The organism is Acinetobacter sp. Tr-809, from assembly GCF_011753255.1.
GTDB lineage: Bacteria > Pseudomonadota > Gammaproteobacteria > Pseudomonadales > Moraxellaceae > Acinetobacter.
Genome location: NZ_VWVZ01000002.1, coordinates 242,093 through 262,135 on the forward strand (window position 1 = coordinate 242,093; position 20,043 = coordinate 262,135).

The window sequence follows — 20,043 nt, forward strand, 5'->3', positions numbered from 1 at the left end:
TCTATTGATTTTAAAAGAGACCTCGAGGGGTCTCTTTTTTTCGTCATCAGTTGTTCATGTTTTAGTCATTGCAGTGTCATTTAAGCGCTTTAAGGTGAACCTAGCCATAAGGAGCTTTCATTATGCTAGAAAAATTAAATCAATATCGCCAGACATTGACTTTACCCCTACGCCACAAGCCAGCTCAAAATCAATTCCGTTTTGAATGGGTGGATAATTTAAAAGAATTACAAGAAGTACAACGCTTTAGAGCAACACAATTTAGCCATCAGTTTGGGATGCGCTTTGAAGACGGTTTAGACCAAGACTTATATGATTTTGGTTGCGAGCACGCGGTATTACGTGAAAAATGGACAGGCGAAATTGTAGCCTATACGCGCCTTAAATTGTTCCAAGGTCATGAAATTGGACAGAGTTACAGTGCTCAAGAATTTGAAATCGTTCCTCAATTTTCTCATTTACCTAGTATTCTCGAGATTGGACGAACTTGTGTTCATCCAAAGTTCCGTTCGGGTAAAGCACTATCAATGCTATGGTTGAACCTGACGCCTAAAGTATTGTGGTCTATGCGTGCCAAGTATTTAATGGGCTGTGTCAGTATTCATTTAGAAGATAATTTGGCGCGTGCTTATTACACCCATCGTCAGATTCAACAGCTAGGCGAGCATCAGACTATAGATATTCGTTCAAAACGTAGCTTTGAACCAGAACGTCCTGATTATAGTTTCCCGCAAGATGAACGCATGCCAAAACTGTTTCAGACCTATTTGGGAATGCAATCGAAACTATCAAAACAAGCGTTCTATGATGAAGATTTTAAATGCTTAGATTATTTCGTTTTCCTTGAGGTGAATAAGATTGCAACCTCTTTTGTGATGAACAAGATGGTGCAACGTTAGTGCCTTATCATTCTTAATCTAATAGTGAGCACATATTGAGATTTACAAGCCATCTATCCCTCATGCACAATAGGCATAGATGTTTGATAGTTTAAAGATATGTGCCAGCTATTAGGAATGAATTGCGCCACCCCGACAGATATTACTTTTTCTTTTCGTGGGTTTTCACAACGCGCAGGGGTAACCTCTGATCATTGTGATGGTTTTGGGATCGCTTTTTTTGAAGATAAAGCTTGCCGCTTATTTGTTGATAATCAATCTGCGGTTGAATCTCCGATTGCTGATCTGATTCGGAATTATCCAATCAAGTCTCGTAACGTCATTGCACATATTCGTAAAGCGACACAGGGAAAAATCAACCTCGAAAATTCACATCCCTTTTTGCGTGAGCTATGGGGTAGACATTGGATTTTTGCGCATAATGGCGATTTGCATGACTTCAAACCTACACTGAGTGGGCGATTTGAGCCTGTAGGTAATACCGACAGTGAACTGGCATTTTGCTATTTATTGGATCAGATGGTTGAAGCATTTGGCTATACAGAACCAAGTTTAGAAGAAATTTTCTCACTGTTAGAACGTATCTCGCCACAAATTGCAGAGCACGGCACATTTAATTTCTGTCTTTCCAATGGTAAAGCATTATTTAGCTATGCGACGACTAAGTTGCATTGGTTAGTACGAGAATATCCATTTCAACCTGCACATTTAATTGATCTCGATGTTGAGGTCGATTTTAGTCAAGTCACCACGCCTGAAGATCGCGTTGCAGTGATTACGACAGAGCCATTAACACATAATGAGGCATGGACAGCATATCAAGCAGGGGAAATGATTTTATTCCAGCATGGTAAACCGATTCAGCATGCATTGACTCGAGTCGAACGCTTAATCCGTGAAGCAGAAAATCCGGCATTAAAACGAGTCACAAAAGCCGATCAATATTAATATATAAGATATAACTGGAATATATATTTAGCAGGATTTTAATGGAATCTGTATGTCTTTTTTTCTAGTTATATCAATAAAATTAGATAGATAATTTTTCTTGTTGGTTAAAAAATACTTGAGTGTTTTGATTGGTATAAATATTAAAATAAATACAAAACAATGGGTTAATTTATTTATTTGAAAATATTTAAATTCTGACAAAAATGCTGTGTTTTTATTTAATTCATTTGCCGATATTATATCCTTATTCAATAAATCAAATATTGTTTGGGGTTCGATATGGGTATGAAATGGTCTGTCGAATATAATACAGGAATCGAGGTGATCGATGATCAACATCGTCGTATTCTAGATTATATTAATGAAATTGATGAATTAAATGAGGGGGATGACCGGGCAAAATTAAAAGGTATTTTGGATAATATCATTGATTATACCCAGTCTCATTTTACCTTTGAAGAAAGCTTACAAGAAGAAGCAAACTATAAATATCGTGTACCACATAAGCGTGTACATGACTTATTTATCAAAAAGATAGAGACCTATCGTCAACGTTTTGAGTTGGGGCAAGAAATTGATAGTGAGCTGCATGAAGCACTCTCGAAATGGTTAATTAATCATATCCGCCATGATGATGCTGATTATGTCGGTGCAGTAAAAGAAAATATGATCGGAATCATTAAAGAAAATGAAAAGAAAAAAGGGAAAAACTGGTTTTCTCGATTCTTCTCATAATAATAAGACAATAATAAAAGACCCCTTATGATAAATAATAATAAGGTGTGGTATGAGTGTACATAAGGGGTTTACTTAATAATATAATAATTCGTGCGCAGCAAATCACCGTAAGGTGATTTGCTTCTTTCTTTCGAGATCTTTTGTTTTGATTTTCAGGCTTGAGAAAGGCAAAATAGATTGAATATTTCATTGCAAACTCCATAAAGTGCAATGAGTTCAAAGATTTTTCAAGGAATGCATTATGCAGGACACAACTCTGTCACGCTGGCTGGCTCCAGTGATGGCGTTTTGCCTATCTTTTGTCATGATTACGACATTGGCACCTACCGTTGGAATCCAGATTGATCGTCAGTTCGATTTCTGGTTGCTTTGGTTAGGTACAATGATTTTGTTGGCATTACCCATCGGTTATCTTGAAATTGCTTTAGCAAAGCGTTCACAGACCACAGCATTACAAGCACTTTCAAGTCTGACGCGTGACGCGGATGCTTCACCAAGATGGCGTATTGTGGGTTGGTTAGCAGTTGTTTTTGTCCCATTTTTTGCAGGTAGTGTCTTAACTACTACAGCACATGTCGTGAGCCAACAGCTAACGCTTGCTGTATCAGGTCAGATTGTTTTTGCAGCCCTTGCCATTGTTGCACTTGGATTATCTTTTATTCCTCGCCAATTTTTAATCGCTTTGACAACGATTGGTGTGATTGCCGCATTTATTCTTGCCAATGTAATGGGAACAGATCTAACGGCTTGGCATTGGACAGGAATCGAGTTTAAAGAGTGGGGCAATGCCACAGTGCTTGCTTTGGTTGCAAGCGGTTTAGGACTTGGCTTGTACTGGCAAAGTAGTTTAGTCGCAGTGAAAAAACAGGAAGCTGCAACAAGTACAGCCTTGCCAATTTGGGTGGCGCAATTACTTGCTGTGATTGCCTTTGGTTTCTTCTCTGTGCAGGCACAGTTACCTGCATTGGCATGGGTGTTTGCTGCCATCATGTCAGCAGCCTTATTAATTCAATTTGCAAAAGAACAGCTAGCACAGCGTCAGCTTGCGATCGTGATTCAATGGGCGATTTTGCTTGCTGCTATTGCTGTTTGGGGTATACCACAAGTGGAACAAATCTTTAATAGCCTGCTTATGCTATGGGGATTACTGATTTGCTTGATTTACGCAGTATTTGCTGGCTGGATTATGAAGATTAGTCATCTGCGTAAAGCAATGGGCTTTAGCAATGAGTTGTTTTATAACATTTGGCGTATTGCCATCCGTATCGTGTTACCGCTTTCAATTGTCGTGGCAATCATTGCTGTGATGGGACAAGTGCTGTAATGGAGCAGGCTAAACAAGTTTGGGTCGCTTTTTCAAGCCCTGAACAGCAATTCCATATTGCTGTCAGCTTTAGCGAGGGAATGACGGCTCAACAGGCAATTGATACCAGTGGCTTAGCAGCACAGACGGTACTACCAGAAGTTTTACAGTTAGGTATATTTGGTAGCAGAATTGACGCGGATACAGTCCTGCAAGCAGGAGACCGAGTTGAAATCTATCGGGCACTCACCATCAACCCGAATGATATTCGACGTAAGCGGGCAGCAAAGAATCCAGTTGGGCGATTTATCAAAGGTAATCGTTTTAAGGCATAAAGCTGATAAATAAAACCCCTCATGATTGACTCGATGAGGGGTTTCTTTTTACTGGAAAGCCGTTATAGTGGTGGCGCAGTCAAAATAGCTTCTTTTGATGCCGGTAAACCAGGTTGTGATTCTGGAATCGTATCTAAACCTTCTAAGCGTTCTACGTTACCATTTGCATCAAAATAAACTTTTAAATGTTGACCGTGTGCCGCAGGTATTTTTGCTTTTTTCGCATAAGTGCCTGGGATATAGTTGTAGATGTAGTCCCAGCGTTGCGGATTCAGTGGATCTGTTACTGTTGGACTACCAAGCAAGAAACGGACTTGCTGAAAGCTCATGCCCACTTGTACTTGAGAAGCTTGTGCTTTGGTTAATGGTGTTCCTTGTGGAATATCAACTTTATAAACACCAAAGACTGAACAACCGCTAAGTACTGTAGTGACGAACAACGCCAGCATGATTTTTTGCATTTTGCTACACTATCCTGATAAATGATGATGCATTTGATTCAAGGATAGATCATACTGCATCTAAACTCTATTGCCTATTCCAACTTAAGATTTGTTGAGAGACCTTTTTTTATGCCGATTTCTAATCAAGACTTACGCAAAGCTGGACTTAAAGTTACCCTTCCTCGTATTAAGATTTTGGAATTATTAGAAAATTCAAAACAACACCATTTGAGTGCTGAAGATATTTATAAAACTTTGCTCGAGCAAGGTGAAGATGTTGGTTTAGCAACGGTTTACCGTGTGTTAACACAATTCGAAGCTGCGGGTATTATTCAGCGTCACCATTTTGAAAACAACCATTCAGTTTTTGAAATCATGCAAGAAGATCATCACGATCATCTAGTATGCTTAAACTGTAATAAAGTTGTTGAATTTACGAATGATATTATCGAGAAAGAGCAACATTCAGTTGCAGATAAACATCAATTTGCTTTAACAGGACACTCTTTAAATCTTTACGGCTACTGTAGTGATGCAGAATGCCAAGAGGCTTATCGTAAAAAATAAGTTGTATTGAGTAAACATTTAAGTGTTCACGAAAATTGAACAAATAAAAAAGGGAAGGTTACAAAAACCTTCCCTTTTTTAATGGTTTAGTTTGAATTATTGGCCATCAAAGGTGATGTTGCGGCTGGCACTGAGTAACTGGTCTGCGCCTTCTTCTGAAAGTTTGATGGTGAGGCGTAAGTCGTTTGGCGAATCTGCATGCTTTAATGCATCTTTATAGGTAATTTGCCCAGCTTTATAAAGATCAAATAACGCTTGGTCAAAGGTTTGCATACCCAACTCACGTGAACGTTTCATCAGATCTTTGATCTCGTGAATTTCACCCTTTCGGATATAGTCAGCCAGAAGTGGCGTATTGATCAAAATCTCAATCGCAGCACGACGTGAATTACCATCTGGTGTTGGAATCAATTGCTGTGCGACGAGTGCTTTTAAGTTCAGCGACAAGTCCATATACAATTGACTATGACGGTCTGCTTCAAAGAAGTGAATGATACGATCGAGGGCTTGGTTGGCGTTGTTGGCATGCAGGGTAGCGAGTACCAAGTGACCTGTTTCTGCGAAAGCGATGGCATAGTCCATGGTTTCACGCGAACGAATCTCACCAATCAAGATCACATCTGGCGCCTGACGTAGGGTATTCTTTAGCGCAATTTCAAACGAATCTGTATCAATTCCAACTTCACGCTGCGTCACGATACAGCCTGCATGTTGATGCACAAATTCGATTGGGTCTTCAATGGTGATGATATGACCTTTGGAATTTTGATTACGGAAACCAATCATTGACGCTAAAGAGGTCGATTTACCTGTTCCTGTTGCACCAACAAAGATGATGATGCCACGCTTAGTCATCGCTAATTCTTTGAGGACTTCTGGTAGTTTTAGATCATCCATACTTGGAATATGGGTTTCGATCTTACGCAGTACCATGCCTGGCATATCACGTTGCTGAAAAGCACTGACACGGAAACGTGCCGTCTTTTCACGGTTCATGATCGCGAAGTTACATTCACGGGTCTCTGCAAATTCTTTCCGCTGTTTGTCGGTCATAATGGATTGAACCAGTTGACCCACAATTTCCCCTGAAAGTTTCGATTTAGAGACAGGCACGATCTGCCCGTTAATTTTCATTGAAGGTTCAACATCTGCGGTGACAAATAAGTCCGATGCATTTTGTTGAATCATCAAATTGAGTAAATCATTAAAATCCATGATATTTCTCTAATCCATTTATTTTTATAGGAATGATTCGGGTTGTTTTGCAACTGTACGTGCAGTTTGAGGACTAATTAAGCCTTTAGACACCAGTGTTTTTAGGCTTTGATCCAAAGTGGTCATACCGTAGTTAGCACCTGTTTGGATCGCAGAATACATTTGTGCGACTTTGTTTTCACGTACGAGGTTACGAATCGCAGGAATACCGATCATGATTTCATGTGCAGCCACACGACCACCACCATTCTTTTTCAATAGTGTTTGAGAAATCACGGCTTGTAGAGATTCAGAGAGCATGGCACGAACCATGTCTTTTTCTTCTGCTGGAAATACGTCGATAACACGGTCAATGGTTTTTGCAGCAGAGGTGGTATGTAGGGTACCAAACACCAAATGACCCGTTTCCGCAGCGGTTAGTGCCAAACGAATGGTTTCTAGGTCACGCATCTCACCGACCAAAATAATGTCTGGGTCTTCACGTAGAGCTGAGCGAAGTGCAGCATTAAAGCCATGGGTATCGCGATGTACTTCACGTTGGTTAATCAAACATTTTTTTGATTGGTGTACAAATTCAATTGGATCTTCGACCGTTAAAATATGGTCATAACGGTTTTCGTTAATATAGTCGATCATCGCTGCGAGTGTGGTGGACTTACCCGACCCAGTAGGACCTGTCACTAGGACAATCCCACGTGGATAATCACAGATTTCTTTGAAAATTGAGCCTAAACCCAAATCTTCCATAGTTAAAACTTTGGAAGGAATGGTACGGAACACCGCACCTGCACCGCGGTTCTGGTTGAATGCGTTGACACGGAAACGGGCAATATTAGGTACTTCAAATGAAAAGTCAGTTTCTAAATCTTCTTCAAAGTCACGACGTTGTTTATCATTCATAATGTCATACACCAAACGGTGTACATCTTTATGTTCAAGCGCAGGTAAGTTAATGCGACGAACTTCACCATCCACACGAATCATAGGAGGCATACCCGCTGAAAGGTGTAAATCGGAAGCACCGTTTTTAACTGAAAAGGCGAGTAGTTCTGTAATATCCATAATTTCCCCGAAACAAACTAAAATGTCTCATTATTTTGTAGAATAATATAAGGCTTTCATTCAGGCTTACCAACACCTTAAAGAATGGAAAGCAAAAAAAGATTTCGTAAATGAGAACTGTGTCAATGAATCAATCGCAACAATCCCGCCAATCTGTTTTAAATCAAATAGAACAAGCCTGTCAGCGTGTTCAACGTGATCCTGCAACAGTGCAGTTGTTGGCTGTTTCCAAGACACATCCAAGTGCCAGCCTTCGCGAAATGTATGCAGTCGGGCAGCGCTGCTTTGGTGAAAACTATTTGCAGGAAGCATTGGAAAAAATTGAAGAACTACAAGACCTAGAGATCGAATGGCATTTTATTGGTCATGTTCAACGCAATAAAACTAAGCATCTAGCTGAAAAATTTGATTGGGTGCATGGGGTAGATCGTTTAATTATCGCTGAGCGTTTATCCGGTCAGCGTTTAGATGCTCTACAACCCTTGAATATTTGTCTGCAAGTGAATATTGATGGGCAAGATTCTAAAGATGGTTGCCAACCTGCCGAGGTCGCTGAACTGGTTCAGCAAATTAGCCAGCTGCCAAATATCCGTTTACGGGGTTTGATGGTAATTCCTGCACCTGAAAATCATGCTGCATTCGCAGATGCTAAAAGTTTATTCGATCAAGTGAAAGTTCAACATGCACAGCCGCAAGACTGGGATACTTTAAGTATGGGGATGTCGGCTGATCTTGAAGCAGCTATTGCGGCGGGTTCAACCATGGTCAGAGTAGGAACTGCATTATTCGGAGCACGGGATTATTTAAACTAGTATAGGGTGAATTGAATAAATATTCGCAGAGATAAAGAACAAATTACAATTATATAAAATATATTTGCTGTTGAAAAAAACGGCATAAATTAAGATAACCTGTTTATTCATTTATATCGAACATCGGTATAAATGAATAAAGATTATTTTTTACAAAGATAAAAATTGAATTTAGGATCACGTTTAAAATGAAAAAACTGTATTTTTTAATTTCTTTTATTCTATGTTTATTTTTAGCAGCTTGTAGTAAAAAACAGAGTGATGTGGCTGCAGAAGCGAGCGATAGTAATGCTCAAGTGGCTGTAGATGAAAAGCTCGGTACCAAATGGGGCGATGAAATTAGCTCGCATGTGACCGAGGTGAATTTAAGCCGCTTAACAGAGCAACCAATTGCTGAGTCACAAGTTCGTTATGCCAATAAACAATATCAAGGTAAGACGGTAAATAGTATTTCGTTGGTAGCAGGGAAAATTAATTTTTCTATTGTTGATGATGCTGATCAACCATTTGCCTTATCTCGTGACGGTCAAAACTATTATCTCTCAGCAAAAGATGGTCAAAGCTACCAATTAAAATATGAAAATCATACCGACAATACCTATGAAGTCGTAGCAAGTGTTGATGGGATTGATGTGTTAGACGGCAGTGCTGCTTCACGAAATAATGCAGGTTATGTGCTTCATCCGCATAGTGAAATTACAATAGAAGGCTTCCGTAAGAGTGATTCTGCTGTTGCTTCTTTTACCTTTAGTAAGCCCGAGGATGCATATGCGGCAAATTCAGATAATGGTTCAATTCAGAATACAGGTATTATTGGAACAGCGATTTATCAAGTTGAATCAATGAAATCCGCTGATGCAGCCGCACCAGAAAAGCCATCTAAATATGCTCCTCCACCAAAGGCTTTCCCCGCGGATAAAAATGAATAATGGATGAGAAAATCCTTAGAAGATTGGTTATCTTGAAGGGATTCTTTTTCTCGAAGTTATTTACTCGAGGCATTTTAGTGTTTCGATGAAGTTTTTAAAATGATGTAGATTTTGATCAGCTGTTGCTGAGAAAATCACTGGATTGGGATGAAAGAAAATGGTTTTCATCCCGACTGCCTTTGCACCTTGTATATCTGCTAATTCATTATCTCCGACAAAGATACAATCTTGTGGGTGAACACCGAGCTGCTGACAAGATAATAGAAAAATTGCGGGATCTGGTTTTCTAAGTCCGACTGACTCGGAAACAATGATGCTCGAAAAGAATTCAGTTAGCCCTAGCGCATAAAAATTATGTTCTTGAAAGGGCGTTCTGCCATTAGAGATTAATCCAATTAAATAGCCTTGCTGTTTTAATTGGATGATGATGTTTTCCATATGTTCAAAGCAGCATGAAAATTTATTAAAATCATTGATATAGCTGGCTAAAAGTATTTCTTTAGCATGATGCTGAATTGAAAATTCCTGAATCAGATTTTCATAAACACGATCTTTCCAAACTTTGCCATTATCATCTAATTCAAGAAAGCGTTGGATAAATTTTTCTCTGTCATTGGCAGGCACCAATTGAAAGAAATTAATCTGCCAAGTGAGGAATTTTATTAACGATGTTGTTCGATCAAGTAAGGTCTGATCGAGGTCAAAAATAACCGCCTTATTTTGATTCATGTGATTTAAGCATTGTGATTCTTTAAGCATCATAAAATTTGCTCACACATGAGTGCAATCAGAAAGTGTAACTAACTAAATTCTAAATAGTGTTGGTCAATCGCTTGTTCAATCGTAGAAAACCATTTACAACGAGACAGAGGTGACTCTTCAAGTAACAACTCAAAGGTTAGTTTTTTAAAATAAGCATGATCCTCATTTTAGGATGTAGGGTTATAAAAATTAGTGCATAGCACAGCATATTGTTTTGTTTCTAAGCTATATAAACAAACGTATTCCGCAAGTTGTTGATTAGAAATACGCTTGAATATTGGCATGAGTTGGAAGAGATCATTTTGTTTGATGTTTGATTTCCATAAGTATGATTATATTTATCCTACCACTTCAATCCGACTCGAACCTGACCCAATTGGCTGTACTTGAATTTGTACAGGAATACGCTCATGCATTTCCTGAATATGCGAGATCAACACCACTTTACGCCCTTGGCTTTGCAGTTGATCCAGCGCATTCATCACCATATGCAACGAAGAAGCATCCAGCGTCCCAAAGCCTTCATCAATGAACAGTGATTCGATTTTCATGGAACCAGAGGCCATATTGGCAATTGCCAAGGAAATCGCAAGAGCAGTGAGAAAAGACTCACCACCAGACAGAGAAGCCACTGAACGAGTTTCTCCATCCATATCATGGTCAATGATGGCCAAACTCAGAGAGTTCTCTAAACGCTTTAAGGTATAACGCTGGGACAACATGCTGAGTTGTTGGTTGGCATATTCAAGCAGAATATCCAGATTATATTGCTGGGCTAAATCACGGAAATCCTTGCCTTTAGAATCACCAATCAAACTGGAAATTTTATTCCAGCGATGTTCCTGTTGCTGAATCTGCTGGATTTGATCTGCAAATTGCTTTTGCTTGGCAACATTTTGCTGATGTAGTTCCAGTTTCAGTTTGAATTGATCACGTTGTTCAGCTTGCTGCTGTAAGTTCTCATGATTGAGATGGATGTACTCAAGCAACTGGGTGTATTCGATGGGTGGCTGTTGTTGCTGATGTGTCTGTAATTGCTGTTGCAGCGTTTTCAATGCAGAGGTGGCTTCATTGAGTAAGCGTTCTGCATGTTGTAGCGATGTTCGAATGTGCTGTTCTTGCTCAGCTCGAATAGCAAGTAAATCAGCTAATAGATGTTCTTCAAACTCAGGATGCTGGCTTAACCATGCTCGAATTTCAGTTTTAGATTGAGCAAGGGTAGATTGTTGCTGTTGTTGTTGAGCCTTGAGCTGTTCCAGTTCATTTTTCTGCTGTTCAAAGCTTTGACGAGCCTGTTCAAAACGCTGCTTGATCTGCTGGTATTGATTTTGGAGTTGCTGACGCTGCTGATCGTGTTGGTTTAACCATTCATTGGCTTTCAGTTCGGTTAAACCTGTCATCGCCACAATCAGTTGATGCGCTGATTCTGTATTTTGTTTACCTTTGATCTCGATGTCTTTGAGTTGCTGATTAAACTCGGCATGTTGAGTCAGCAAACTTGTTAAATTGGACTTTAATAGATTCAGTTGCTGTTCAAGCTGTTGCTGCTGTTTGCTGAGTGTTTCAGCTTGTTCTAGTTGTTGAATGCGTTGCTGCAAACGTAGTGCTAGCTGCTGGGCGTAACTCAGTGTTTGCTGTTGCCATAGGTTTTGCTCATCGCTGCTCAGGCAATTTACAACATGCTGAATCTGTTGCTGTGACTGCTGTATGCTTTCGAGTTGATAACGGATATTTTGAATCGTTTGAGTCAGGTGATAGTGGTCTTTATTGGCCTGATGTAGTTGCTGTAACTCAATTTCAATCTGCTGTTTGAATTGGGCTGTCTCATTGATGTATTGCTGTTGAACTGTAGTGATTTCAGCATGCGACTGAGTTAAATCTAGCTGGATCTCGAACTGTGCTGCATGTTTGACTAATTCCAGATGTTGCAGCCTAATTTTGTCATCGGCTTGTTGCATGGCAGATTGCAATTGCGTCAGTTCGGTACGAATTTGGGTAAATTGCTGCTGTGCGTTTTGCCAAAGCTGGAAACACTGCTGCTCCTGTTGAATGGCTTGTTGCTCTTGTTGTTGCTGAAGTTCATACAGGGCTTTGGAGAGCTGACTGGCATCATCACGATAGGGGTGTTCAGTGCTGCCACAGACCAGACAGGCTTCACCGTGTTTGAGTTCAGCACGGAGATGTTCAATATTTTCAGCATGTAATAAACGTTGTTGTTGCAACATTTGCTGCAATTTCTCCCGTTCAGTTTTGGCTGACTGGAATTCGACTTCGCTGGTTTGCAGTTGTTGTTCAAGTTGCTGATATTGTTGCTGTGCACTACTGAGCTTATGGCTTAGTTCATCATGTTCTTTTTTCAGTTCAAAATAATGCTGTAACTTCTGTTGAATCAGGTCCAGTTGATTCAGTCGGGCTTGTTGCTGTTCTCTGAGTTTTTGTTTCTGCTCAAGTTGGCTTTCGATCTGTTGTGGTGTGCCAAATTTTTGAATGAGCTCATTCAATACGATCTGATCTTGTTCAAGCTTGGATTGTGCTTGTTGAATCGAACCTAAATTCTGTTCGACTTTTTGGTATTGCTGAATAAATTGCTGCAGTTGTTGAAGATGTGCATTCAAGCCTTTATCCAAAGTGGAGAATTGTGCGCTCTGTTGCAACTGTTCAGAGCAACTTTGTTGTTGCATGGATAGGTTGCTGCGACTTTGTTCAAATTGCTGCTGTTGCTCAAGCAATGGTTGTTGTTGCGCTTCGTTTTGGTTTAAACGGACTTTGGTTTTCTTATATTCTTCTGCAATGTATTCACGTTCCTGTACATATTTACGCACTTGGGTGAGTTCATGCTGATGGTTTTGTTCAAAGCTTTGAAATTGATCTAAGGCCGTTTCCGCTTGGGTATAAGCCGATTTTTCTTGCTCAAATTGGGTGCTTAAAGCGGTAAAGTGCTGCTGCTTGTGTTGAATCTGCGGTTCAAGCTGTTGCAGTGCTTTTTCCAATTGTTGCTGTTGGAACACAATCGGACGAATGCCTGAAAAGGTTTCGAGTTGGTTGAGTCGATTGCGATCTGCTGCCAAAGCCTGATGTGCTTGAATTTGAATGTCATGCTGTTGCTGTTTCAGTGTGATTTCAGTTTCGAGTTTTTGTCGCTGTTCAAACCATTGTTGCTGTTGATTGAGCTGAACTTTATCAGCTTCCAACTGTTGAACCTGTTGTTGTATCTGCTGAAATTGAGTCTGTAATTCGGCAACTTCTTCATCTGAACGAATTTCTATATGACCTAAAACATTTTCCAGTTGTTTGCGTTGGTTGCTTATTTCACGGGTCTTTTCAAACGCCAGTTGTCCAATTTTGGCAAAAATACTGGAATTGGTCAGATATTCGAGTAATTCACCACGCTCATTATCCCGAGCCTTTAAAAATGCGGTGACTTCGGACTGAGCCAACAGTACTGCACGAGTGAATTGCTCAAAGCTGAGTTGGGTAATCTGTTGAATATGGGCTTCAACTGCTTTGGTTTTATCTGCAATCACTACACCGTCAGTCAGACATTTGAGTGAGCGTTGCACACTTTGCAGTTTGCCACTGGCATTTTCACGCGCACGTTTAATTTCCCAACGTGCGAGATAATGTTTCTGATCTTGTGCTACAAAACACAGTTCGGCAAAACCATGGCCTGTACCGCGACGTAGAACCGTTAAAGGGGAGTTGGTGAGTAGCTCAGAACCATCGACATCTAACAGTTTGCCGTCACTTTCTTTCAGACGTGGAATTTTATTAAATAAGGCCAGACACATGGCATCTAAAATCGTAGATTTACCTGCGCCCGTTTTTCCAACAATGGCGATTAGTCCCGCACTGGCCAAAGGCTCAGTTTCAAAATCAATAAAATGCTCATCTGCCAGAGATGCCAAATTTTTCAGTCGAATTGATAAAATTTTCATGGCAGCTCCTTAAACAGTCTGATCATCTTCAAGTTGCTTTTGCGCTTCTGCGACTAAACTCATAAAGTCTTGAGTGACTTCATCATCAGCGTGATAGCCCTTTTTCTCCCAAATTTGCTGAAATAGTTTTTCTGGTGTCGGTGGTTCTAAGCTAATTGTTTGCTTGCTCTCGGCATTAGTTTCATTGGAGAGATATTGTCTGGAAATCCGCACCAGTCGATAACGATCTTTGGGCAAAGCATCTTCAAATTGTTGTCGTAAATTAGGCTGTGGTGGTGTCGCGGTATGATATTCGATATCAACATATTCACAATGCTCAAGATTTTCGATCGGTTCATTTGGCAGATTGCGAAGGCGTTGCATAACTACGGTGAGTTCATCTTTAATTTTATGCAGTTGAATACTTCGTGGTATCGCTAAAGCTTCAAAGCTAAATGAGTCTGCATTTTTTGTGGGATCAATGGTGACTTCAACCACTTGGTGATTGTATTTAATCTCGCTAAATGACAGTGGAATCGGTGAGCCGCTATAACGAATATGTGGATGCTGTACTTTTTGTGGTTTATGCAGATGTCCCAGTGCTACATAATCAATGCTGTCGTCGAACAGAGCTGTAGATAGGGCTTCTTCATTACCAATAATAATCGGTCGTTCTGAATCGGAGGTTTCTCCGCCTTGCATATGCGCATGCGACATCAGAATCAGGGCCTGTTCATCGGTTTTACGTCGTTTGGCTTCTTCAATTAATTGTTGGTGTAGATAAGCAATCGCATTTTGGCTATTGGTAGTGTGCTCATTAAAACCTGTGATTTCAGCAGAACGTAGGAATGGCAGGGCAATACACCACGCGACAATCTGTTTTTGTTCATCATAAATCGGCAAAATTAAACGTTCTAAATCGAGGCTTTTATCTTGATTCCAACGAATCACACCAACCGTTTTAGCATTGTATTTTTCTAATAAAGGCTCGACTTGTTCAATGCGATAACCCGAATCGTGATTGCCTGCAATCATTAAAGTTTGCATATGCGGTGCAAGCTCATGTGCATCGGCAAGGAATTGATAGAGTTGTTTTTGTGCCTGTGAACTCGGATTAATCACATCAAAAATATCACCTGCAATGAGCAAGGCATGAGGTCGTTTTACTTTAATCTGCTCAAGTAACCATGTCAGAAATTGTTCATGTTCGTAGTGGCGGGAATGATTATAAAAAAACTGCCCCAAATGCCAGTCAGACGTATGAAAAAAACGCACGGTCATAAATGAATCTAAAAATAAAATAAACCAGAATAAGGTAGCACGTATTCAGGTGGAAGGGAGAGTCTTACGGAGCAGAAAAGCACTACAAGATCTGCCTTGATCATTTTTCAACGATCCTCTAGTTTGATCTGAATGCCATTATTTTAACAATGAGGATAGATAAAATGAGCTTAGGTAAAGTAAGCCGTGAAATCATGGATCAGATCATGTTGATTGGTCTGGATCGTGTGGAAAAACGTAATGCTTTTGATAGCCATATGATTCATGACTTATCTCAAGCTTTAACTGAATATGAAAATAACCCAGAACTGCGCTGTGCTGTGATTTTTGCGCATGGCGACCATTTTACAGCGGGCTTAGATCTGGTGGAATTACAGTCTAAAATAGAACAAGGCATTTTTAATTTCCCAGCAGACCAAATTAATCCATGGGGAACAGGTGGGCGGCATCGCACTAAACCTGTGGTGGTGGCTGTCCAAGGGATTTGTTATACCGCTGGCGTGGAGTTAATGCTGAATGCTGATGTGGTGATTGCCAGTGAAAATACGGTCTTTGGTCAGCTTGAAGTGCAACGTGGGATTATGCCTTTTGGCGGTGCAACGGTGCGTTTTGTACAAGCTGCGGGTTGGCAAAAAGCCATGCCTTATTTACTGACGGGTAAAACATTTAATAGCAAAACGGCTTATGAATTAAATCTTGTGTCCGAGGTCGTCGAATCGGGGCAACAACTTGAACGTGCCCTCGAAATTGCCAAAGAAATCTGTGTTTCTGCACCTTTAGCAGTACAGGCATTATTGGCTTCTGCGACTGATGCAGTCGTGGAAGGACAAACAGTTGCATTTGAAAAAATGAACAATTATTTGATGCCGCTGTTTGTATCGGAAGATGCTCAAGAAGGGGTTCGCGCCATGTTAGAAAAACGTCCACCGCAGTTTAAGGGGCGGTGACAATTTTAATTTAACTTGAGTACGTTATTACGCATGTTCATCGATTTCGCAAATGCCAAAGGTATTATGATCGAGGTCGATGAAATAGCCTTGCCAGCAGCGGTTCGGGATCGCAAATTTATCCATGGCGATAATCCCACCTAAACTTAAAATTTTAGCTGCCGTTTCATCGAAATTTGCCACCTCTATACTACAGGTAAAGGCATTGGTTCCACATCCTGTTGCTGGGGTTGCTACAGGACGTTGTAATAAACCGCCATGAATTCCTGTGGTTGCGATACGATAATATTCAATCGGTAGGCCTTCTACTTTTTCAAATTGCCAGCCAAATACGGATTGATAAAAGTGAATGTCACGTTGTGGAGCTGATGACTGAATTTCAAAATAAATAATGTTGTTCATTCAATCTGCCCTTAATTTTTATGGTTGTAGAATTATTCTAAAGAGATATGAAATTGGAAGATGAGAGATTTATGTAAGCAGGTGCGCATTTTGCGGTTTGATCATAAAATCGCGTTGAATACATTTGAGTAGAGTATAAGAGGTTAATCCTGCATTGATGAAAATTATTAAATTAGCGAATCATCCTGAATTGCGAGAACAGGCTGCAATGTGGTTTTCAGATAAATGGGAGATTCCTGTTGAGGCCTATCGGGACAGCATACAAAGCTCGATTGAACAGTCTAAAGGAATTCCGCAATGGTACGTGATTTTGAATGAACATCAGCACATCATTGCAGGCACTGGGGTAATCGACAATGATTTCCATGAGCGCAAAGATCTCAGTCCAAACTTATGTGCTTTGTTTGTTGATGAGGCTTATCGAAAGCAAAATATCGCCAAACAGCTGCTGGATTTTGCCCGAGTAGAAATGAAAAGTTTAGGCTTTGAAAAGCTTTATCTGGTGACTGACTTAGATGATTTTTATGAAAAATGTGGTTGGACATTTTTAACCATGGTAACTGAAGATGAGGGTGGGCTGATTAAAATGTATGTTGCCGATACCTAATCAAACCCAAATTACAGGCAAATAAAAACCGACGATTCGAGTGATGATAAATCGTCGGTCAAAATCTTTTTCAATGGTTCTGGCTGCTAACACAACCATTGTTAAAGATGGAGAGTCATAATGAAAGGTCACCGAAAACATTGCGGATGCCGTGCAATGTACAATCGGTTGCTGCGACCTTGTACCCTATATAACGCTGCTGGTTGAGGATTGGTTGACATAAAAATGAAAAAAAAGTGAAAAAAATTTATAATTATTTTCTAAAGCCAGTCTAATTAGGTTTATCTTTATGATTTCATTGCGTTTGTACTATCTCTGGTTTTTTATAATTTGTTTTACTGCGACGTTGTTGGCAGGTGTACTGGCAGCTATTTTACCAAATAGTATTGGTGGCGTGCTGACTGCGGTTCCTTATTTAATTGCCATCATTGTTATTTTATTCAAATTTCTCAAGCAACAACGCCGTGCACCGACACCACAGGAACGAAAACGTTTAAGCATCGGCTTTAGTCTGATCTTTTGGGGCTATAATGCATGTGGCTTATTCCTCGGTCTATTTATTTTTGCACGTAAAGATCCCGAAGTTTGGCAGAACTTTTTACTCTATCTGAAACAGCCCCAATTTTTGCTGACAGTATTGGCGATGTGGTTTGTGATTGCTGTACCGTTATTCTTGATTACCTATTGGTTTTATGGACCACAAGCACAGCGAATGGCCAATAAAATGTTTAACTAGTTGAACAAAGTTCACTTGTAATTCACTTTCATTCTGCTAAGACTGAGATATCGAGCTGATCAATATCATGCGGGATGAGAGTGCCATGCAAAAACAGACGGTTTTAATCACAGGCGCAAGTGGCTTTATAGGCTCACATTTGTTGCCTTTTTTATTAGAACGACAATATCAAATCATTGCACTGACCCGACAGCCCAATCGGGTTTCTCAGCATTCAGAGTTACGTTGGGTGAGTGATCTTGATCAAATTGAAACGCAACAAATTGATTATGTGATTAATCTGGCTGGTGAAAATATTGGCGCAAAACGCTGGACTGAACAACGTAAGCAGCAATTAATACACAGCCGTGTTGCGGTGACAGAGCAATTGTATCAATGGCTGGAACAACGGCAAATTTTTCCGAAATCTATTATTTCTGGTTCTGCGATTGGTTATTACGGTATTGATCCACAAGAACAATGGAAGCTTATTTGTGATGAAAATACAGCACCGCAAGCGATTTTTATGTCTGAACTTTGCCAAAAGTGGGAGCAAACCGCTTTAAAATTTAGCCAACAAAATACCAAAATCATTCGTTTGGGTGTGGTTTTTGGACAGGGTGGGATTTTGCCACAAATGCTATTACCGATTCGATTGAATGCGGTTGCAAAAATTGGTTCGGGACGACAACCGATCGTGTGGATTCATATCCAAGATGTACTGAATGCTATAGTTTTTTTGCTGCAATCCAATCACAGCCAAAAGGTGTATAACCTTGTCGCACCTGAACAAATCAATCAACAACAATTCGCTCAAACGGCTGCCCACATTTTAAAGCGCAAACCATTTATGCGAATGCCTAAGTGTGTATTTACATCGATGCTTGGCGAGCAAGCACAGCTTATTTTAAATGGCCAATATGTGATTCCGAAGGCGCTGTTGGAACAGGGCTTTCAATTTCAATACCCAGATTTAAATGTGGCTTTAACTGCAATTTTAGCAAGAAATTAAATCCTGTTGTTTTAAGCGCAGAGGTGAATAAGCATTCGGATCAACCAGCGTATCTTGCCTTAAAATGAGTTGACGCAGTAGACGTGCTGAACCTGAACCCATGCATAGACCATTGCGGAAATGTCCAAAATTGGCCCAAAGATTTTCCAGTTCAGGCATTGCGCCGATATAGGGAATGCCTTGTGGAGAACTTGGACGTAAACCTGCCCAGCGTTTTACAATCGGGAATTGCGCTAATTCAGGCACCATCTCTAAACAAGCGTTGAGAATATCCTGTTGGGTGTGTTCATCCACAGCAGTGCTAAAGCCTGTATCTGCCATGCTTGAACCACAGACGATATGACCATCTTGACGTGGAATCAGATACATCACCCGATTCATACACATGGTTGGCAGCCAGTTTTCAGGGGTTTTAAATAATAGCATTTGCCCTTGTACGGGATGCACGGGGATATTACGTTGAATTTGCTCGGCCCATTGCTGACTCCATGCACCAGACGTAATCACCACATGATCTGCACTAAATTTCTGACCATCTTCGGTTTCAATCGCTTGAACTTTTTTATGTTGAATCATTAATTTTTCAACAGGGCACTGCTCAAAGAAGCGCACGGCAGGATGCTGTTTTAAGTAGCAAATTAACGATTGTAATAAGCGTGGATTACGAACATTCGAGAGTTGTGGGAAATAGATGGCTTGTTGGAATTGTTGGGAAATATAGGGATTAATCTTTTCGAGTTTGGTGCGATTGAGCAACTCGCATTGCTGCATCGGCTCTTGATATCGAGTGGCATAATTCAAGCCAACCTCAAAATCTTCCTGATCAAAAATCAGCATGCCCGTATCGTGGATTTGAAAATCAATACCCGTAACAGGGAGAAGTTTTTCATTCCATGTTTGGTAGAGTTGTTTGCCATATTGGGCTAATTGATTCACTTCGGGCGCATAGCGCCAAGGATACATGGGGGAAAGGATACCTCCACCCGCCCATGAGGCCGCTTGACCTGCAAGTTGTTGGTCAAAAATATCGACAGAGCAGCCTTGTTCAGCAAGTTCCAATGCTGACATTAAGCCACTAATACCCGCACCAATGATGGCAATATGCATGATAAAGTTAAACCAGTTTAAAAATTCCCCTCTTTATCAAAG

Annotated in this window: 20 protein-coding genes and 1 pseudogene; 12 read left to right on the forward strand and 9 right to left on the reverse strand. The window is 40.3% G+C overall.

Annotated features, from left to right (window positions below; all coding sequences use genetic code 11):
• Window positions 1-122: 122 nt before the first annotated feature.
• The 5 genes from F3J02_RS05290 (at window position 123) to F3J02_RS05310 (ending at window position 4,226) form a co-directional block, all read left to right on the forward strand.
• Window positions 123-899, forward strand: coding sequence for a GNAT family N-acetyltransferase (locus F3J02_RS05290; RefSeq protein WP_016541957.1), 777 nt, complete (start codon window positions 123-125; stop codon window positions 897-899).
• A 99-nt stretch (window positions 900-998) separates the two neighbouring features.
• Window positions 999-1,847, forward strand: coding sequence for a class II glutamine amidotransferase (locus F3J02_RS05295; protein ID WP_167248028.1), 849 nt, complete (start codon window positions 999-1,001; stop codon window positions 1,845-1,847).
• A 282-nt stretch (window positions 1,848-2,129) separates the two neighbouring features.
• Entirely contained in the window at window positions 2,130-2,585 is a 456-nt protein-coding gene (locus F3J02_RS05300) for a bacteriohemerythrin (protein WP_004655155.1), read from the forward strand.
• A gap of 244 nt (window positions 2,586-2,829) precedes the next feature.
• Complete coding sequence (locus tag F3J02_RS05305; RefSeq protein ID WP_167248029.1) at window positions 2,830-3,912, forward strand: hypothetical protein; 1,083 nt, start codon at window positions 2,830-2,832, stop codon at window positions 3,910-3,912.
• Entirely contained in the window at window positions 3,912-4,226 is a 315-nt protein-coding gene (locus F3J02_RS05310) for an RnfH family protein (protein WP_167248030.1), read from the forward strand. Before F3J02_RS05305 ends, F3J02_RS05310 begins: the two co-directional genes overlap by 1 nt.
• Before the next feature lie 62 nt (window positions 4,227-4,288).
• On the opposite strand, the gene F3J02_RS05315 is transcribed toward F3J02_RS05310, so the two are convergent.
• The gene (locus F3J02_RS05315; RefSeq protein WP_004805189.1) at window positions 4,289-4,687 is read right to left on the reverse strand and encodes an outer membrane protein assembly factor BamE; all 399 of its coding nucleotides are present in this window, start codon (window positions 4,685-4,687) and stop codon (window positions 4,289-4,291) included.
• Between the two features lie 111 nt (window positions 4,688-4,798).
• On the opposite strand from F3J02_RS05315, the gene fur reads away from it, so the two are divergent.
• Window positions 4,799-5,236: a ferric iron uptake transcriptional regulator gene (fur, locus tag F3J02_RS05320; protein ID WP_005150955.1), complete on the forward strand. Its 438-nt coding sequence runs from the start codon at window positions 4,799-4,801 to the stop codon at window positions 5,234-5,236.
• Window positions 5,237-5,332: 96 nt separating this feature from the next.
• On the opposite strand, the gene F3J02_RS05325 is transcribed toward fur, so the two are convergent.
• The gene (locus F3J02_RS05325; RefSeq protein WP_004805191.1) at window positions 5,333-6,451 is read right to left on the reverse strand and encodes a PilT/PilU family type 4a pilus ATPase; all 1,119 of its coding nucleotides are present in this window, start codon (window positions 6,449-6,451) and stop codon (window positions 5,333-5,335) included.
• Between the two features lie 24 nt (window positions 6,452-6,475).
• Window positions 6,476-7,513 carry a type IV pilus twitching motility protein PilT gene (locus F3J02_RS05330; protein WP_004655144.1) on the reverse strand — a complete coding sequence of 346 codons (1,038 nt, stop codon included), beginning with the start codon at window positions 7,511-7,513 and terminating at the stop codon, window positions 6,476-6,478.
• Between the two features lie 125 nt (window positions 7,514-7,638).
• On the opposite strand from F3J02_RS05330, the gene F3J02_RS05335 reads away from it, so the two are divergent.
• Window positions 7,639-8,325: a YggS family pyridoxal phosphate-dependent enzyme gene (locus F3J02_RS05335; RefSeq protein WP_167248031.1), complete on the forward strand. Its 687-nt coding sequence runs from the start codon at window positions 7,639-7,641 to the stop codon at window positions 8,323-8,325.
• A gap of 188 nt (window positions 8,326-8,513) precedes the next feature.
• Window positions 8,514-9,254, forward strand: a complete 741-nt coding sequence (locus tag F3J02_RS05340) for a hypothetical protein (RefSeq protein ID WP_167248032.1) — start codon at window positions 8,514-8,516, stop codon at window positions 9,252-9,254.
• A gap of 60 nt (window positions 9,255-9,314) precedes the next feature.
• Here the strand turns inward: F3J02_RS05340 and F3J02_RS05345 are convergent, their stop codons facing one another.
• The 4 genes and pseudogenes from F3J02_RS05345 to F3J02_RS05355 all read right to left on the reverse strand — a co-directional run bounded on the left by F3J02_RS05345 (window position 9,315) and on the right by F3J02_RS05355 (window position 15,211).
• Window positions 9,315-9,983, reverse strand: a complete 669-nt coding sequence (locus F3J02_RS05345; protein ID WP_167248033.1) for an HAD family hydrolase — start codon at window positions 9,981-9,983, stop codon at window positions 9,315-9,317.
• Window positions 9,984-10,054: 71 nt separating this feature from the next.
• Window positions 10,055-10,327: pseudogene (locus F3J02_RS18560) on the reverse strand (hypothetical protein).
• A 27-nt stretch (window positions 10,328-10,354) separates the two neighbouring features.
• Window positions 10,355-13,951, reverse strand: coding sequence for an AAA family ATPase (locus F3J02_RS05350; protein WP_167248034.1), 3,597 nt, complete (start codon window positions 13,949-13,951; stop codon window positions 10,355-10,357).
• Between the two features lie 9 nt (window positions 13,952-13,960).
• A complete protein-coding gene (locus tag F3J02_RS05355) occupies window positions 13,961-15,211 on the reverse strand; it encodes an exonuclease SbcCD subunit D (RefSeq protein ID WP_167248035.1) in 1,251 nt (416 codons plus the stop codon).
• 164 nt (window positions 15,212-15,375) lie between these two features.
• Here F3J02_RS05355 and F3J02_RS05360 point away from each other — a divergent pair, with 164 nt between their 5' ends.
• A complete protein-coding gene (locus F3J02_RS05360; RefSeq protein WP_167248036.1) occupies window positions 15,376-16,158 on the forward strand; it encodes a crotonase/enoyl-CoA hydratase family protein in 783 nt (260 codons plus the stop codon).
• A 27-nt stretch (window positions 16,159-16,185) separates the two neighbouring features.
• On the opposite strand, the gene F3J02_RS05365 is transcribed toward F3J02_RS05360, so the two are convergent.
• Window positions 16,186-16,560: a VOC family protein gene (locus F3J02_RS05365; RefSeq protein WP_167248037.1), complete on the reverse strand. Its 375-nt coding sequence runs from the start codon at window positions 16,558-16,560 to the stop codon at window positions 16,186-16,188.
• A 157-nt stretch (window positions 16,561-16,717) separates the two neighbouring features.
• Here F3J02_RS05365 and F3J02_RS05370 point away from each other — a divergent pair, with 157 nt between their 5' ends.
• The 3 genes from F3J02_RS05370 (at window position 16,718) to F3J02_RS05380 (ending at window position 18,894) form a co-directional block, all read left to right on the forward strand.
• Window positions 16,718-17,167 (forward strand): GNAT family N-acetyltransferase, encoded by a 450-nt coding sequence (locus F3J02_RS05370; RefSeq protein ID WP_167248038.1) that lies wholly within the window; start codon window positions 16,718-16,720, stop codon window positions 17,165-17,167.
• Window positions 17,168-17,456: 289 nt separating this feature from the next.
• Window positions 17,457-17,903, forward strand: a complete 447-nt coding sequence (locus tag F3J02_RS05375) for an ABZJ_00895 family protein (protein ID WP_167248039.1) — start codon at window positions 17,457-17,459, stop codon at window positions 17,901-17,903.
• Between the two features lie 85 nt (window positions 17,904-17,988).
• On the forward strand, window positions 17,989-18,894 hold the full coding sequence (locus F3J02_RS05380) for a TIGR01777 family oxidoreductase (protein WP_167248040.1): 906 nt from the start codon (window positions 17,989-17,991) through the stop codon (window positions 18,892-18,894).
• Here F3J02_RS05380 and thiO read toward each other — a convergent pair.
• The gene (gene thiO / locus F3J02_RS05385) at window positions 18,880-20,001 is read right to left on the reverse strand and encodes a glycine oxidase ThiO (RefSeq protein WP_167248041.1); all 1,122 of its coding nucleotides are present in this window, start codon (window positions 19,999-20,001) and stop codon (window positions 18,880-18,882) included. The genes F3J02_RS05380 and thiO overlap by 15 nt on opposite strands.
• Window positions 20,002-20,043: the final 42 nt, after the last annotated feature.

Coding starts and splice junctions, on each gene's coding strand:
- F3J02_RS05360 (WP_167248036.1), top strand. CDS start 15,376: ATGAGCTTAGGTAAAGTAAGCCGTGAAATCATGGATCAGATCATGTTG.
- F3J02_RS05325 (WP_004805191.1), bottom strand. CDS start 6,451: ATGGATTTTAATGATTTACTCAATTTGATGATTCAACAAAATGCATCG.
- F3J02_RS05355 (WP_167248035.1), bottom strand. CDS start 15,211: ATGACCGTGCGTTTTTTTCATACGTCTGACTGGCATTTGGGGCAGTTT.
- F3J02_RS05365 (WP_167248037.1), bottom strand. CDS start 16,560: ATGAACAACATTATTTATTTTGAAATTCAGTCATCAGCTCCACAACGT.
- F3J02_RS05330 (WP_004655144.1), bottom strand. CDS start 7,513: ATGGATATTACAGAACTACTCGCCTTTTCAGTTAAAAACGGTGCTTCC.
- F3J02_RS05375 (WP_167248039.1), top strand. CDS start 17,457: ATGATTTCATTGCGTTTGTACTATCTCTGGTTTTTTATAATTTGTTTT.
- F3J02_RS05310 (WP_167248030.1), top strand. CDS start 3,912: ATGGAGCAGGCTAAACAAGTTTGGGTCGCTTTTTCAAGCCCTGAACAG.
- F3J02_RS05315 (WP_004805189.1), bottom strand. CDS start 4,687: ATGCAAAAAATCATGCTGGCGTTGTTCGTCACTACAGTACTTAGCGGT.
- thiO (WP_167248041.1), bottom strand. CDS start 20,001: ATGCATATTGCCATCATTGGTGCGGGTATTAGTGGCTTAATGTCAGCA.
- F3J02_RS05345 (WP_167248033.1), bottom strand. CDS start 9,983: ATGAATCAAAATAAGGCGGTTATTTTTGACCTCGATCAGACCTTACTT.
- fur (WP_005150955.1), top strand. CDS start 4,799: ATGCCGATTTCTAATCAAGACTTACGCAAAGCTGGACTTAAAGTTACC.
- F3J02_RS05370 (WP_167248038.1), top strand. CDS start 16,718: ATGAAAATTATTAAATTAGCGAATCATCCTGAATTGCGAGAACAGGCT.
- F3J02_RS05300 (WP_004655155.1), top strand. CDS start 2,130: ATGGGTATGAAATGGTCTGTCGAATATAATACAGGAATCGAGGTGATC.
- F3J02_RS05295 (WP_167248028.1), top strand. CDS start 999: ATGTGCCAGCTATTAGGAATGAATTGCGCCACCCCGACAGATATTACT.
- F3J02_RS05340 (WP_167248032.1), top strand. CDS start 8,514: ATGAAAAAACTGTATTTTTTAATTTCTTTTATTCTATGTTTATTTTTA.
- F3J02_RS05305 (WP_167248029.1), top strand. CDS start 2,830: ATGCAGGACACAACTCTGTCACGCTGGCTGGCTCCAGTGATGGCGTTT.
- F3J02_RS05335 (WP_167248031.1), top strand. CDS start 7,639: ATGAATCAATCGCAACAATCCCGCCAATCTGTTTTAAATCAAATAGAA.
- F3J02_RS05380 (WP_167248040.1), top strand. CDS start 17,989: ATGCAAAAACAGACGGTTTTAATCACAGGCGCAAGTGGCTTTATAGGC.
- F3J02_RS05290 (WP_016541957.1), top strand. CDS start 123: ATGCTAGAAAAATTAAATCAATATCGCCAGACATTGACTTTACCCCTA.
- F3J02_RS05350 (WP_167248034.1), bottom strand. CDS start 13,951: ATGAAAATTTTATCAATTCGACTGAAAAATTTGGCATCTCTGGCAGAT.